7 protein-coding genes are annotated in these 15,506 nt (G+C 43.7%); 5 read left to right on the top strand and 2 right to left on the bottom strand.

The window, feature by feature from the left end; all coding sequences use genetic code 11:
* On the top strand, positions 1-675 hold the full coding sequence (locus VB775_RS13785) for a response regulator transcription factor (protein WP_281007115.1): 675 nt from the start codon (positions 1-3) through the stop codon (positions 673-675).
* Between the two features lie 100 nt (positions 676-775).
* A complete protein-coding gene (metH, locus tag VB775_RS13780; RefSeq protein ID WP_281007114.1) occupies positions 776-4,339 on the top strand; it encodes a methionine synthase in 3,564 nt (1,187 codons plus the stop codon).
* Positions 4,340-4,398: 59 nt separating this feature from the next.
* On the opposite strand, the gene VB775_RS13775 is transcribed toward metH, so the two are convergent.
* Both VB775_RS13775 and glyS read right to left on the bottom strand, forming a co-directional pair.
* Positions 4,399-6,027 (bottom strand): B12-binding domain-containing radical SAM protein, encoded by a 1,629-nt coding sequence (locus tag VB775_RS13775; RefSeq protein WP_281007113.1) that lies wholly within the window; start codon positions 6,025-6,027, stop codon positions 4,399-4,401.
* A 499-nt stretch (positions 6,028-6,526) separates the two neighbouring features.
* Positions 6,527-8,653 carry a glycine--tRNA ligase subunit beta gene (glyS, locus tag VB775_RS13770; protein WP_281007112.1) on the bottom strand — a complete coding sequence of 709 codons (2,127 nt, stop codon included), beginning with the start codon at positions 8,651-8,653 and terminating at the stop codon, positions 6,527-6,529.
* 186 nt (positions 8,654-8,839) lie between these two features.
* Between glyS and VB775_RS13765 the strand changes: the two genes are divergently transcribed.
* From VB775_RS13765 to VB775_RS13755, 3 genes are all read left to right on the top strand, one after another.
* Positions 8,840-9,535 carry an aldehyde oxygenase (deformylating) gene (locus VB775_RS13765; RefSeq protein WP_281007110.1) on the top strand — a complete coding sequence of 232 codons (696 nt, stop codon included), beginning with the start codon at positions 8,840-8,842 and terminating at the stop codon, positions 9,533-9,535.
* A 155-nt stretch (positions 9,536-9,690) separates the two neighbouring features.
* Positions 9,691-10,710, top strand: a complete 1,020-nt coding sequence (locus VB775_RS13760) for a long-chain acyl-[acyl-carrier-protein] reductase (RefSeq protein WP_281007109.1) — start codon at positions 9,691-9,693, stop codon at positions 10,708-10,710.
* Between the two features lie 754 nt (positions 10,711-11,464).
* Positions 11,465-15,352, top strand: coding sequence for a PAS domain S-box protein (locus VB775_RS13755; protein ID WP_281007108.1), 3,888 nt, complete (start codon positions 11,465-11,467; stop codon positions 15,350-15,352).
* Positions 15,353-15,506: the final 154 nt, after the last annotated feature.

The following is a 15,506-nucleotide window of genomic DNA, read 5'->3' as shown; positions in this document are numbered from 1 at the left end:
ATGAGGATTCTTCTAGTTGAAGATGACATCCGCCTTGCCGAAACCTTGGCAGAAGCGTTAACTGACGAGCGCTACGTTGTGGATATTGCTGCTGATGGAAAATCTGGGTGGCATCAAGCTCAGTCTCTAGACTACGATTTGATGATATTAGATCTGATGTTGCCAGAATTAGATGGTATAAGTCTTTGCCATCGCTTGCGATCGCACGGTTTCAACTTGCCTATCCTCATGCTCACCGCCTGCGATACGATCAATGATGAAATTAACGGGTTAGATGTAGGAGCCGATGACTACATTGTTAAGCCAGTGGATTTACAAAAACTCTTTGCGCGAATTCGCGCTTCGTTGCGTCGAGGCAACCTAAGTGCATCACCAATTTTGGCATGGGGGCAATTACATCTCAACCCTAGTACTTGTGAAGTAGGCTATGGTGAAAATCCGATCCATTTAACCCCAAAGGAGTATGCCCTTTTGGAATTATTACTACGCAATGGTCGGCGAGTCTTGAGCCGCAGTGTGATGATTGAGCATGTTTGGTCTTTAGAATCACCCCCAGAAGAGCATACCGTCAAAGTGCATATTCGCAGTCTCCGCCAAAAGTTAAAAGCCGCAGGAGCTAACGAAGATTTGATTGAGACAGTTCACAGTATGGGCTATCGACTCAATCGTAGCTAAGTAAGCCTGAGTTAGACAAAAGCGCAAATAGGTAAAAAACATAGAGATATTGCTAAAATTAATACCTAGAGTCACTTTGTTAGCTTAGGGTATAGATTAAATGACCAGTCTGTTTCTGGAACGTCTTCACAGCAGCGATCGCCCCGTAATTGTTTTTGATGGTGCGATGGGTACAAACTTGCAAGTGCAAAACCTCACCGCCGAAGACTTTGGCGGTGCAGAGTATGAGGGTTGCAACGAGTATCTGGTGATGACGAAACCCGAAGCAGTAGCCAAAGTACATCGGGATTTCTTGGCAGCAGGGGCAGACGTAATCGAGACGGATACCTTTGGCGGGACATCAATCGTCTTGAATGAGTATGACCTCGGACATCTCGCCTATGAACTTAGTAAAAAAGCTACAGAATTAGCTAAGTCCGTCACCGCCGAATTTTCGACCCCTGAAAAACCACGTTTTGTCGCTGGCTCGATCGGCCCAACCACCAAGTTACCAACTTTGCTGCATATCGATTTTGATACGATGAAGCAGTCATTTATCGAACAAATCGAAGGTTTGTATGATGGCGGTGCAGATTTACTACTAGTTGAAACCTGTCAGGATGTACTGCAAATTAAAGTTGCGTTAAATGCGATCGAAGAGTTTTTTGCCAAAGTAGCTAAGCAGGGCAAACCTCGAATTCCCGTAATGGTATCGGTGACGATGGAAACTACTGGCACAATGCTAGTTGGCTCCGATATTTCGGCAGTAGTAACCATTTTAGAACCCTACCCTATTGATGTGTTAGGACTGAACTGTGCAACTGGCCCCGACTTGATGAAAGAGCATATGCAGTATTTAAGTGCTCATTCTCCCTTTGCTGTATCCTGTGTTCCCAATGCAGGCTTGCCTGAAAATGTAGGCGGTCATGCTTTTTATCGACTCACTCCTGAAGACTTGCGAGGACATCTTCAGCATTTTGTTGAAGATTTAGGTATTCAAATTATCGGTGGTTGCTGTGGCACGACTCCCGCTCACATTAAGGCTTTGGCGGATGCTGCAAAAAACCTTAAACCCAAGCTCAGAGAGCCTCTCATAGTCCCTTCAGCAGCTTCTATTTATAGTTCTCAACCCTATATTCAGGATAATTCTTTTCTGATTGTCGGCGAGAGATTAAATGCCAGTGGCTCTAAAAAAACTCGTGATTTGTTGAATGCGGAAGATTGGGATGGGTTGGTAGCGATCGCGCGATCGCAGGTAAAAGAGGGAGCACATATCCTTGATGTGAATGTGGACTATGTGGGACGCGATGGCGTGCGCGATATGCATGAACTGGTATCGCGCCTAGTGACCAATGTCACTTTACCTCTGATGCTGGACTCCACCGAATGGGAAAAAATGGAAGCAGGGCTGAAAGTTGCAGGTGGTAAATGTATTCTCAACTCTACTAATTATGAAGATGGTGAAGAACGTTTCTGTAAAGTCGTTAGTCTCGCAAAGCAATATGGAGCAGGGATCGTCATTGGGACAATCGATGAAGAGGGGATGGCGCGAACTGCGGAGAAGAAATTTGCGATCGCTTCCCGTGCCTACAAACAGGCTACGGAAGAGTTAGGAATGCCACCTAGTGAGATTTTCTTTGATACTCTCGCTTTACCAATTTCCACAGGGATTGAAGAGGATCGCCAGAATGCGGCGGCTACAATTGAATCTATTCGGCGCATTAAGGAATCAATGCCTGAAACCCATGTGTTACTGGGTGTTTCCAATGTGTCCTTTGGTCTCAATCCAGCCTCTCGCGTGGTGCTTAATTCCGTGTTTTTGCATGAAGCGATGAAAGTGGGTATGGATTCATCCATCGTCAATGCCAGTAAGATTGTGCCGCTTAATCGGATTGGCGATCGCGAAAAAGAAGTAGCGAGACAGTTAATCTATGATGAGCGTCAGTTTGATGGTGATATTTGTATTTACGATCCGCTCGGCGAGTTTACCAAACTATTTGAAGGTGTTTCCGCAAAGCGCGTCAAGGTTGATAAGGCTGATACTCCCATTGAGGAGCAACTCAAAAACCATGTTATCGATGGCGATCGCATTGGTTTAGATGACGCGCTCACTGAAGCCCTCAAGAAATACGAGCCTCTCGATATCATCAACAAATATCTCCTTGATGGCATGAAAGTAGTCGGAGAACTGTTTGGCTCTGGACAAATGCAACTTCCCTTTGTATTGCAATCTGCGGAAACTATGAAGTCTGCCGTTGCCTTCCTAGAGAAGTTTATGGAGAAGGTCGAAGGTTCAAATAAAGGCGTATTCCTGATCGCTACAGTGAAAGGCGATGTCCATGATATTGGCAAAAACCTTGTCGATATCATTCTCTCCAATAATGGCTACAAAGTTGTCAATATTGGTATCAAGCAACCCGTTGAGAATATTATCAAAGCCTACGAAGAGCATAAAGCTGACTGTATCGCCATGAGTGGTTTGCTGGTGAAATCCACTGCTTTTATGAAGGATAACCTGCAAGAATTTAATAATCGTGGCATTACTGTGCCTGTGATTTTGGGTGGTGCGGCACTAACACCGAAGTTTGTCTATACCGATTGTCAGAATGTCTATCAAGGCAAGGTGATCTATGGCAAAGACGCTTTCTCTGACCTCAACTTTATGGACAAATACATGCCCGCTAAAGCTGAAGGTAAATGGGAGGACTCTAAGGGATTTTTAGATGAGAGTTTAGCCGTTGATGACTTAGCGATCGCTAATGATAATGGGATAAGCGCATCTGAGGAGAAAGCTAAACAAGAAGCTCTACTAGCCGAGCGCTATCTCGATATTGAGCGCTCTGAATCTGTAGATATAAATATTCCTCGACCTACGCCTCCATTCTGGGGAACTAAAATCCTCCAATCTGAAGATATTCCCTTTGAGGATCTGTTCTGGAATCTGGATATGCAAGCTCTCATTGCTGGTCAATGGCAGTTCCGTAAACCTCAAGATCAATCCCGTGAAGAATATGACGCATTCTTGCAAGAGACTGTCTACCCAATTTTAGAAACTTGGAAAGCTCGAGTCATCCATGAGAAATTGTTAGTGCCAACTTCAGTGTATGGCTATTTCCCTGTATTAGCTGAAGGTAATACAGTCTACGTTTACAACCCTCAAGATCTCAATAATATTCAAGCAGCAGAGCCGATCAATTCCTTTGTATTCCCCCGTCAGAAGTCTCTGCGTCGTCTCTGCATTGCCGATTTCTTTTCACCTAAGGATTCAGGAATTATTGATGTACTGCCTTTGCAAGCAGTCACTGTCGGACATATAGCAACTGAGTTCGCTCAAGGGCTATTTAAGGCTAATCAATACACCGATTATCTCTATTTTCACGGCTTAGCCGTGCAGATGGCAGAAGCGATCGCTGAATGGACACATACACGCATTCGCCATGAGTTAGGTTTTGGAGCCGAAGATCCCGATAATATCCGAGATATTCTTGCCCAACGCTATCATGGCTCTCGCTATAGTTTCGGCTATCCTGCTTGTCCTAATATGCAGGATCAGTACAAGCTTTTGGATTTACTTGATGCGAAGCGTGTTGATTTGATCATGGATGAGAGTGAACAACTCTATCCTGAACAGTCAACGACTGCATTAATAGTGCATCATCCGATCGCCAAGTATTTTAGTGCTTAGCAGAGATTGGGGCTTGCAGACCAAGCCCCTACCTGTACAAGAATGTCAGAGCGCGATCGCTACTTCACTTCTTGCAAATCTGGCTCCTTCTCTACTGGTTGAATCGTTGTTAACGTTTTGGGCTGAAGTACAGGAGGATTGGCAAGATAATCAGCAAGTTGAGACTCGATCTGTTCACGCACAATCGAACGATATTCGAGGAAATGCTCACCTTGGGCGCAAACCGAGAGATAGCTGGTGACCACGTTTGGATAACGTTTCATCAAGTCAAATAGGTTGCTCCAGAATTGGAAACGGGTTTTGCGAACAAAACCTTGTCTCCAGCAGAGGATCAGTAAGGCTCTAATCGCAGTCCAATCAGTTTTCTTCTTCTGATCGGTTTTCTCTCGCTTGATGCGCTTGTACTGAGACTCACCTAGAATCAAGAAATGTCGATAGGTGCGATTGAGAAAGACAAGGGGATCGTAAAGAGTCCAAAAAGCATGAACATACTCTGTCGCAATGTCTTCTAAAGGACGAGTAGGCATGAAGTTCATCAAAGTGGTTTGATGCCCATTGCTATTCTGGGTAATCATTCGCCCTTCTTTATTCAACCGATGCCATAGCCCTGTGTCAGGCAAGGCTTGCAGCATACTAAAAAGAGCCGTGGGAACCGCAGTTTGCTCGACAAATTGAACAATGCGATCGCCTGCTCCTTTCTTTTCACCATCAAAGCCGATGATAAAACCTGCCATTACTCGAATTCCTGCTTTGGCGATATTAATCACTGATTCTGAAAGCGGATCGCGATTATTTTGGAACTTCTTAGTGAGAGCAAGGCTATCAGTATCAGGAGTTTCAATTCCAAGGAATACCGAACCAAAGTTGCATTCCACCATCATTTGCATCATTTCAGGGTCTTGGGCAAGATCGACCGAGGCTTCCGTGGCAAAGGAGAAGGGATAGTTACGTTCCTTCATCCAAGGTTTTAGCTCTTGGAGCATCACCTTCACGTTGCGCTTGTTGCCGATAAAGTTATCATCAACCATGAAAATACTGCGTCTCCAACCGAGATCGTACAGCCGTTGCAGCTCAGCAAGGATTTGCGCGGGAGTCTTGGTACGCGGTTTACGCCCATAGAGAACGATGATGTCACAAAATTCACATTGGAAAGGGCAACCACGGGAAAATTGTACAGACATTTCCGCATAGCGGTTCATTTCTAGGAGATCAAAGCGTGGGATAGGCGTATCTGTAACCGCAGGTTTTTCGCCATTGGCTCTCAAAATGCCTTTGCGATCGCCTCTTTCGATAGCCGCCACAAACATCGGTAAAGTAATTTCGCCTTCGTCAAGAATTAAGAAATCTGCACCTGAAACTTTGGCTTCTTCAGGCAAGGCTGTGGGGTATGGTCCTCCAACTGCCACTAATTTACCGCGCTTTTTCGCCTCTTGAATTTGAGCAAGAAAATCATTTTTCTGTACAATCATTGCTGAGAGGATCACCACTTCAGCCCATTCCCACTCGGCTTCGGTGATATCTCGCACATTGCGATCAACTAACTTAAATTCCCAAGTTTGGGGCAAGATCGCAGCAACAGTAACCATACCAAGGGGCGGAAGCTGAGCCTTAAAACCAACTAATTCCAGTGTTTTCTCAAACGACCAAAAGCTTTTTGGAAATAACGGATAGACGAGTAAAACACGCATTATTTATAGTTGGGGGGTTGTTTCTAATTAATTGTGAACTGTACATATTATAAAGGGCGGCGCAATGGGTAGCCTTTGGATTGAAGAAAAGATTCTTACAGCGCTTTGCGCTCAAACCCAAACCAAGGAAATTTTTGAAAGCCTTGCAACGCAACGCTTTCAAAAATTTCCTTGTGGTTCGTTTGATCGGTAATTGCTATAAATTAACCTCAGTTCGGGTTAATTTCAAACTAGCTCCTAGAGAGGGTTCGCAGCGCGAACCCTCTCTAGGAGCCAAAACAGTAAAAGCCTCGCTTCGCGAGGCTTTTACTGTTTTGGCTTTTAAAATTTTGTAGCTTATCTCGAACTCACGTTAAATTAAGTTTTTGCTAAATTTCAACAAAGTTTCCAGATTGGTAAATAATTTGTTTGATTTTAAGTTTTTTTTCGATGATGAATCATCACCGCATCATCAATTGCTGTAAAACAAAAAGGGACGCTTTGCGTCCCTTTTTGTTTTTTACTTCAGGATGGCACTAAAGTCAGCGAGTTTGCGGCTGTAGTTGCGGATAATACCTAGCAGATTCAGGCGGTTTTGACGTACTTGTGGATCTTCAGCCATGACCAGCACATCATCAAAGAACTTGGCTAGAATTGGGGCGATCGCCTTAATACCCTCCATCAACTGCTCATCACTAGGCTGACTGGGTAAAGCGGCGATCGCCTGATACAAGTCCTGTTCTGCTGGTTCGGTTAAGGTTTCAGGCTTGATTACAGCTTTCACGTCAACGGTCACGCTATCGAGATCACCCTGAACCGCAAGGCGAGAAGCTCTCACAATTGGCTCATAAATGGCGCTAAGGGTTGCCCCATCACGGGATTTTTGCAGGAAGTGGGCGCGTTCTTTGATACGCGTGAGATTACTTAAACCTTGCAAGGTATAGGCGAGATCCTCAGTACCTGAAACTGCATTCACAAGATCGTATTCAATGCCCTGATCCGCCAAAATCGTCTCGTAGCGTTGCTTAAACCATTTATAAAGATTTTCAAGGACAGTTTCCGCAGGTTGCGCTAGTAAATTTTTCTCGGCATAAATGGCGATCGCCTCCTGCAAAAGTTTGGGCAAATCAAGGGCAAAACCGCTTTCCCATGCAATTTGGACAACACCAGTGGCGGCGCGGCGCAATGCAAATGGATCAGAGGAGCCTGTGGGAACAATACCTAAGCCGAAAATTCCGACGAGGGTATCAATGCGATCGCTAATGGCGATAATCTGCCCCGTTAAGGTTGTGGGCAAAGTGTCGCATGCACCTTTGGGTTGATAATGCTCACGAATGCCCGTCGCCACCGCCACAGGTTCATTACTGGAGAGGGCATAGTAATAGCCCATTTGTCCTTGCAGTTCAGGGAATTCCTTAACCATCTGCGTAACTAGATCGGCTTTGGCAAGTTGAGCAGTGCGATCGATCAGCGCATGATCGGCTTCAGTGATTTCTAAATTGGCAATTGAGGCACTTACGGATTTAGCGATCGCCCTAATCCTATCTACTTTCTCCGCAACCGAGCCAAGTTGGGCTTGGAATGTGACTTTTTCTAGTAGTGGCAAGAAAGTTTCTAAATGTACGGCGCGATCGCTATCGTAGAAAAATTTACCGTCGGAAAGCCGCGCTCTAATAACGCGACCATTGCCCGCCGCAATCAAACGTGATTTATCGGGGTCACCATTGGAAATCGTGATAAATCGTGGCAATAATTGATCAGGATTTTTGCTCGAATGCACAGGGAAGTAGCGCTGATGACTGACCATTTCGGTCTTAATTACTGGCTGCGGCAGTTCTAAAAACTCACGCTCAAATTCACCAATGACGGCGGTGGGAAATTCCACTAAGTAAGTAACTTCTTCTAATAAATCCTCAGAAATTTCCGCTTTACCACCAAATAATTCCACAATGCTATGAATTTGGGTAAGAATATGCTTTTGGCGTTCTTTGCCATCGACTAAAACAAAAGCTTCGCGCAGAGTCTCGACATAATCTTTGGCAGTGTCAATCACTACCGATCGCGGATGCAATACGCGATGCCCTTGACTGAGGCGATCGCTCTGCACATTTTCTAAAGCGATCGGCAACAGCTTGGAATTAAATAATGACACCAACCAACGGATCGGACGGGGAAACTTGAGATCACCATGTCCCCAACGCATCAAACGCTTACCTTCCAAACCTGTAATCCAAGTCGGGGCTAATTCTTGCAAGATATCCGCTGTCTCACGACCAATAATTTGCTGATTAGCAAATACAAACGCGCCCTTATCCGTCTCTTTAATAACAATATTTTGTAAATCTATACTTTTAGACTTGGCAAAACCCAACAAAGCCTTAGTTGGCTCACCTTGAGGATCGCCATTTACAAAGGCTGAGCCAACTGCTGGCCCCTTAATCTCAAGACTGCGATCGCTTTGTTGTGTCGGCAAACCCTCGATAAGTACAGCCAAACGGCGAGGTGTACCATAGACACTGACCTTACTCGTAGTTAGTTGGTGTTCATCTAAATTCTTGGGGATGCGCTCTTGCCATTGGCGCAAAGCATCAACAATAAAGCTAGCAGGTAGCTCTTCAGTACCAACTTCTAACAGAAAACTTGCCATAACCACGAGTTGAGGGACACTCTTCAGTTTAACGCTTTGGCGTATAAAAAACTAAAACTTAGACAAGGTGTTGACTACAAAGCTTGATCGCACCTTTATGGGTTTTAATTTTATTGCATAGTCCACTTAGCATAAAATAGCAAGAGATTAACTTTTATTGAGCAGGGATATTTAAAGAGGCAAAACATGGGGCAAACACTCGAAGCTGTAGCGATTGACTATCACACAGAAAACTATCGCGATGCCTACAGTCGAATCAATGCCATTGTCATTGAGGGAGAAGCTGAGGCGTACAGCAACTATCTCCAACTAGGAGAGCTACTGCCCGAATTCACTGAAGATTTTACCAGACTTGCCAAGATGGAGGATCGCCACAAAAAAGGCTTTATCGCCTGTGGTAAAAACCTCAAGGTCACTGCTGACATGGACTTTGCAGAAAAATTCTTTTCTGAATTGCACGGCAATTTTCAAAAGGCCTTTGCTACAGGGGATATCGTTACCTGTCTGCTGATCCAATCACTCATCATTGAGTGCTTTGCGATCGCTGCCTACAACATCTATATTCCCGTAGCCGATCCTTTTGCACGCAAGATCACCGAAGGCGTAGTCAAAGACGAATACTTGCATCTCAACTTTGGTGAAGAATGGTTGCAAAATCATTTTGACGATTCCAAAGTAACTCTAGAGCAAGCCAATCGTCAAAACTTGCCCATTGTCTGGAAAATGCTCAACCAAGTCGAAGCCGATGCCAAAGTTCTTGGCATGGAAAAAGAAGCTTTGGTTGAAGACTTCATGATTCAATATGGCGAAAGTCTGGGCAAAATCGGCTTTAATACTCGCGACATCATGAGAATGTCTGCGATGGGTTTGGTAGCGGCTTGATTTAGTTGGTAATTGGTAATCGGTGATTGAAAATTAGCTTTTTAGGTAAAGACGTAATAAATACTACTTTTCTAAAAGCCAAACACCAATCACCAATTACCAATCACCAATCACCGCAAATTAATAACTGACAACTGTAACTGGTAACGCAATCGATGTTTGGTCTTATAGGGCATTTGACAAGTCTTGAACACGCTCAGTCTGTAGCAAGGGAATTAGGCTATCCCGAATACGCCGATCAAGGTTTGGAATTTTGGTGTAGCGCCCCGCCCCAAATTGTCGATCGCATCAAGGTTACGAGTGCCACAGGTCAGCAGATCGAGGGACTATATGTAGAGTCCTGTTTTTTACCTGAAATGTTGGCAGGCAGTAAAATCAAAACTGCCATTCGCAAGATCCTCAATGCAATGGCTCTTGCTCAAAAGAATGATGTGGATATCACTGCTTTGGGAGGATTCTCCTCGATTATTTTCGAGAATTTCAATCTTAGTCAGATGTCGAGTGTGAGAAACATTCAACTAGAATTTAATCGCTTTACTACGGGGAATACGCATACCGCCTATATCATATGTCGTCAGATCGAAGAAGCAAGTCGTAAATTTGGGATTGACCTAGCTAAAGCCACGGTCACAGTCTGCGGCGCAACAGGTGACATCGGCAGTGCGGTTTGTCGATGGCTGGATGCGCGGACTAATATCAAAGAATTATTGCTAGTTGCTCGTAATCGGGAGCGATTGCAGGAGCTACAAGCTCAACTTGGTCGCGGTAAGGTTTTAGAGATTGATGAGGCGCTACCGCAGTCTGACATTATTGTGTGGGTGGCGAGTATGGCTAAGGGGATGGCGATCGACCCTGCCACCCTCAAGCATCCTTGCATCCTGATTGATGGCGGCTATCCTAAAAATATGTCTACTCTGGTTCAAGAAGAAGGTATTCATGTGATTGATGGGGGCATTGTTGAGCATAGTCTGGATATTGATTGGAAAATCATGAAAATCGTAAATATGACAGCTCCTGCCCGTCAGCTTTTTGCCTGTTTTGCGGAAGCGATGCTTTTAGAATTTGAAGGTTGGCACACTAATTTCTCTTGGGGACGCAACCAAATCAGTATCGAGAACATGGACAAAATTGGCGAAGTGTCAATCAAACATGGATTCAGACCATTAATCAGCTAAAAAGTGGCGGCTCTGCCGCCACTTTTTAGCTGATTAACTGATAAATAAAATATCCATAGGAGTATCTTGTTGCTTGCCAATAGTCCATAGCCGACTAAAGTGTGTCGGATGCTATAGCAAAGCAAGTTTTGCTTAGGACATACATCCCAAGAAGTGAGGTGCGGCGCAAAGCGCCGCACCTCACTTCTTGGGGTTTGATTTATACTAGCTACTACCAAAACATAAAATGGCTATGCCATTTTGTGTTTTGGTATAAATTAATGTGAGTAACTTAGTGGCTCATCACTAAATTATTAACTGGGAAGGTAGTATGATCAGACTTAGGGATAAGGGGGAGTTTAACTAAACTAAGATCTGTGACATTTAAGCCATAAAACTTATTTTTAGATGATATAAAAATATTGTCTGAAAAGCGATTATATGACTTTCTAAATATTAATTCCATGATAAGTAGCTCATTCTACTTAAACCCAAAAATTAGAGCTTTAGACATCCGATGCTCGGTTATCTAGAGCTTCCCGCTTTTTTAGTTTACCTATGTCTAAATACTTATTTAATCCAAGTTGCTACCTATTATCCCAAAGCTCAAAATGGGTGCGCCATTTTATGTCTTTAAAACCCTTACAGGGTTTGGCTTTTAATTCTCTAAAGTGTTGTCACACTTCCGTGAATTGGTATTAGTAAGGTGGGGCTTGCCCCACCTTACTAATCTTATTTAGATATTTTATATAGATATTTTTTTTGGTAAATACTCTTGAACATATCTAACCCAAAACTACTTGAACTGAAGTCAGCAATTGTTCATAACCCTTTAGTCGTTACGCCCCATGCAACCGTTATGGAAGCGATCGCCCAAATGGTTAGTGCGCGATCGCCATACCACGAGACTAATGGTTTTACGCCTCTACTTAATCAGTACAACGCAGAACTGAGGGCAGGTTGTGTTCTGGTAGTAGAAGATGGCAAAGTGGTTGGGATTTTTACTGAGGCTGATGTAGTCCGCCTTAGCGCCCAAATGTTACCCCTAGATTGTTTGATCATCAGAGATGTCATGACCTCAGCGATCACTTTGCGCGAGTCAGACTGCACAGATTTATGGTCAGCCATCAACTTTCTTCGGCAACATCATTTACGCCATCTGCCCATCGTGGATGAGCAAGATCGCATCGTGGGAATGCTCACCCATGAAAGTTTGTGGCAAATCTTTCAATCAATTGGCGTTGATCTAGAGAGACAAGTAGAAGATCGAATTGTCTCCTTACAGATGATTGCAAAACGCGATCAACTAGTCGCAGAAATTGCCGATCGCATTCGTAGTTCCCTCAATCTCCAAGAGATTTTGGATATTTGTGTTACAGAAGTCCGTGCATTTTTAGAATGCGATCGCGTGTTGGTATATCAATTTCAATCTGACTGGAGCGGGATCATCATTGCTGAATCCGTTACAAATAAGTTATTTAAGTCCTTGGGCAAACACATTCAAGACTCTTGTTTTCAGGAGAAATCTTCCAACCTATACAGCCACGATCATCCAGTCTTTGCCAACAATATTTACACCGCAGGCTATACCCCCTGCCATATCAAGTTGCTAGAACAGTATCAAGTCAAAGCAAATCTTGTCGTGCCAATTCGGGTATTAGGACAACTATGGGGGCTTCTGATCGGACATCAATGCCAAGAAGATCGCAATTGGCAGCCAGAAGATGTGAGACTATTGCAGAGGATATCTGTTCAATTTGCGATCGCCATTCAGCAATCAAACACTTATCAGCTACTCCAAAATGAACTAACAGAACGACAACGCGCTGAAGAGTCATTACAGCAAATTGAAGCCCATCAACGCGCCTTAATCAAAGCTATTCCCGATCTATTCATGCGGATGAATCGGGATGGCATTTACTTAGAATTTGCGCGGATTCCTGAAACCCATCGGATTATTGGCGATCGCTCTCAATTAGAGGGAAATCATATATCCAAAACACTTCCTCCTGATATTGTCAAACAACGCCTCGAATTTGTGGAGCGTGCTTTAGAAACCAACTCTATCCAGATTTATGAGCAGGACTTTTCCGATGGCGATAAGATTCATATTGAGGAGGTACGCATCTTTCCCTATGACGAAAATGAAGTTCTACTATTAGTACGAGATATTAGCGATCGCAAACAATCGGAAAATGAGTTGCGGCACACTGAAAAACTCTTCCGAGAAGCCCAACGAATCGCGAACTTAGGGAATTGGGAATTGGATCTACGGACTAACTCTCTTTGTTGGTCAGATGAAATATTTAAGATTTTTGAGATTGATCCACAGCAATTTGACTCAACCTATGCGGGGTTTCTCAGTGCGATTCATCCCGATGATCGGGATATGGTTAATGCTCTCTACCAAAAACATCTAGTTGATCGCACTCCCTACAATGTAGTCCATCGTGTGCTCCTATTTGATGGATATATTAAGTATGTGCAAGAAAAATGTGAAACCTTTTACGATGCAGATGGCTCGCCGATTATGTCCCGTGGCACAGCCCAAGACATCACTAAACTGAAGCAAGCAGAAATCCGACTCCATCAACTCAATCAAGAGTTAGAAGCTAGAGTGGAAGAACGGACGCATGAACTTTTACAAGTGAGCAGTTTACATCGCGCTATTCTCGATAGTACCAATTACGCAATCATTTCCACTAATTGCCATAACATTATTCAGACCTTTAATGCTGGTGCGGAGAATATGCTGGGTTACCGTGCTGACAAAGTGGTTGGCATAAATAATCTTCAAGATTTTTACGATTTTCAAGAGTTAATTGATCGAGCCGCTTCCCTCTCTGTAGAACTTAGACAAGATATTTCTGAACAAGAAGTATTGGTTGCTAAAGCAAGACAAGGACTAGTCAGCGAAGAAGAATGGACAGTTATTTGCAAGGATGGCTATCGTCTTCCCATATCGCTATCAGTCAAGGCTATCAAGGATCACAATGATTGCATGATCGGTTTTGTCTGTGTTTTTAGAGATATTAGCGCTCAGAAAGCAGCCCAGCACGAGCATCAACTTGCGGAGGCGGCTCTGCGAGACAGTGAAAACCGTTTTCGACAGGTGTTTGAATCGAATGTTGTGGGGATGATGTTTACGAGCTTTGATGGTCAGGTTGACGAGGCTAACGATCGCTTTTTAGAGATGATTGGCTATAGACGAGAAGAACTCGATACTAAACAAATAAATTGGGCAACCATTACTCCTCCTGAATATCAACAGCTAGATCTAGATGCGATCGCCTACTTAAAAATGTATGGCAAAATCGATCCTTGGGAAAAAGCCTACTACCACAAGAATGGCACTCTTGTGCATGTACTCATTGGTGTAGCCATGCTGACAACAGATGATTGTGTTTGTGTAGTGGTTGATATCACCGATCTCAGGCAAGCACAGCAAAAACTTGCTGAGACTAATCATGAGCTAGAAGTCTCCAACGAAATTCTGGTTCGTGCTACGAGGCTTAAAGATGAATTTCTGGCAAATATGAGTCATGAACTCCGCACTCCTCTTAATGCCATTCTTGGCATCACCGAAGGTTTACAGGAAAAAGTCTTTGGAGCAATTAATCCACAACAACAGAGAGCATTACTCACAGTTGAACGTAGCGGTAACCATCTGCTAGAGCTAATTAACGATATCCTCGATCTCGCAAAAATCGAAGCAGGCAAGGTAACTCTAGACTATGCATCTAGTAATATTAGTCAGCTTAGTCAGGCCAGTTTGGTATTTGTCAAACAGCAGGCAAGGCAAAAGAATATCAATCTGAATATTAAGTTGGCTCCTGTTTTACCTGAACTAATGGTTGATGAACGTCGGATTCGTCAAGTATTAATCAATCTGCTGAACAATGCCGTGAAATTTACTCCAGAAGGAGGCAGCATTACCTTAGAAGTCTCCCTAAATGAGGCGATCGCTTCTTGTGAGAAAGATATTACGCATTGGGTCAAGTTCGAGGTGATCGATACAGGTATAGGTATTTCTCCTGAAAACTTAAAAACTCTATTCCAACCTTTTATCCAAGTTGATAGCGCTCTCAATCGTCAATATGATGGCACAGGGTTGGGCTTAGCGCTTGTTAAAAGAATTGTCGAACTGCATGGTGGTCGTGCTAGTGTCACCAGTGAGGTTGGTGTGGGTAGTTGCTTTGCGATCGAGCTTCCATTCAATGAATTGGTCTTACCGCTTCCCAAAAAGTCATTGGCTAATATTTCATCACCTAACATTTCCGTCAAAAATGATGATGAGACAATCTCTCTTCCCTTAATTTTGCTCGCAGAAGATAACGAAGCGAATATTATGACAATTTCTAGCTATCTTCAAGCCAAGGGATATCGAGTCATTCTTGCTAAAAATGGACAACAAGCGGTGACTCTAGTACAATCAAAGCAGCCCGATTTGATCTTAATGGATATTCAAATGCCAGAGATGGATGGACTAGAGGCAATCAAGTATATCCGCAACAAACATGTTATGACCCCGATTATAGCCCTTACAGCTCTGGCGATGACAGGAGATCGCGAGAAATGTCTGCAAGCTGGTGCTAATGATTATTTGAGTAAACCGATTAAGCTCAAGCAACTGACCACAGCGATTCAACAGTTTTTAAACTAAATAGATGTTAGGTAGAATGCTACGCTGAGATTAGGGCTTGGAGACCAAGCCCCCTACCTTTACAAATATAGCTATAGCCACCTGTATCAGGACAAGTCAAAACCCAAATAATGTGAGGTGGCGCTTCGCGCCGCCTCACATTATTTGGGTTTTA

The sequence above is a fragment of the Pseudanabaena sp. CCNP1317 genome, from assembly GCF_034931345.1.
GTDB lineage: Bacteria > Cyanobacteriota > Cyanobacteriia > Pseudanabaenales > Pseudanabaenaceae > Pseudanabaena > Pseudanabaena galeata.
Note: the sequence above shows the minus strand (reverse complement) of the source record. Positions and strands in the feature narration are given on the sequence as shown.

Bases quoted from the DNA above. Each gene is read 5' to 3' on its own strand.
- VB775_RS13760 (WP_281007109.1), top strand. From the start codon at position 9,691: ATGTTTGGTCTTATAGGGCATTTGACAAGTCTTGAACACGCTCAGTCT.
- VB775_RS13785 (WP_281007115.1), top strand. From the start codon at position 1: ATGAGGATTCTTCTAGTTGAAGATGACATCCGCCTTGCCGAAACCTTG.
- VB775_RS13765 (WP_281007110.1), top strand. From the start codon at position 8,840: ATGGGGCAAACACTCGAAGCTGTAGCGATTGACTATCACACAGAAAAC.
- glyS (WP_281007112.1), bottom strand. From the start codon at position 8,653: ATGGCAAGTTTTCTGTTAGAAGTTGGTACTGAAGAGCTACCTGCTAGC.
- metH (WP_281007114.1), top strand. From the start codon at position 776: ATGACCAGTCTGTTTCTGGAACGTCTTCACAGCAGCGATCGCCCCGTA.
- VB775_RS13775 (WP_281007113.1), bottom strand. From the start codon at position 6,027: ATGCGTGTTTTACTCGTCTATCCGTTATTTCCAAAAAGCTTTTGGTCG.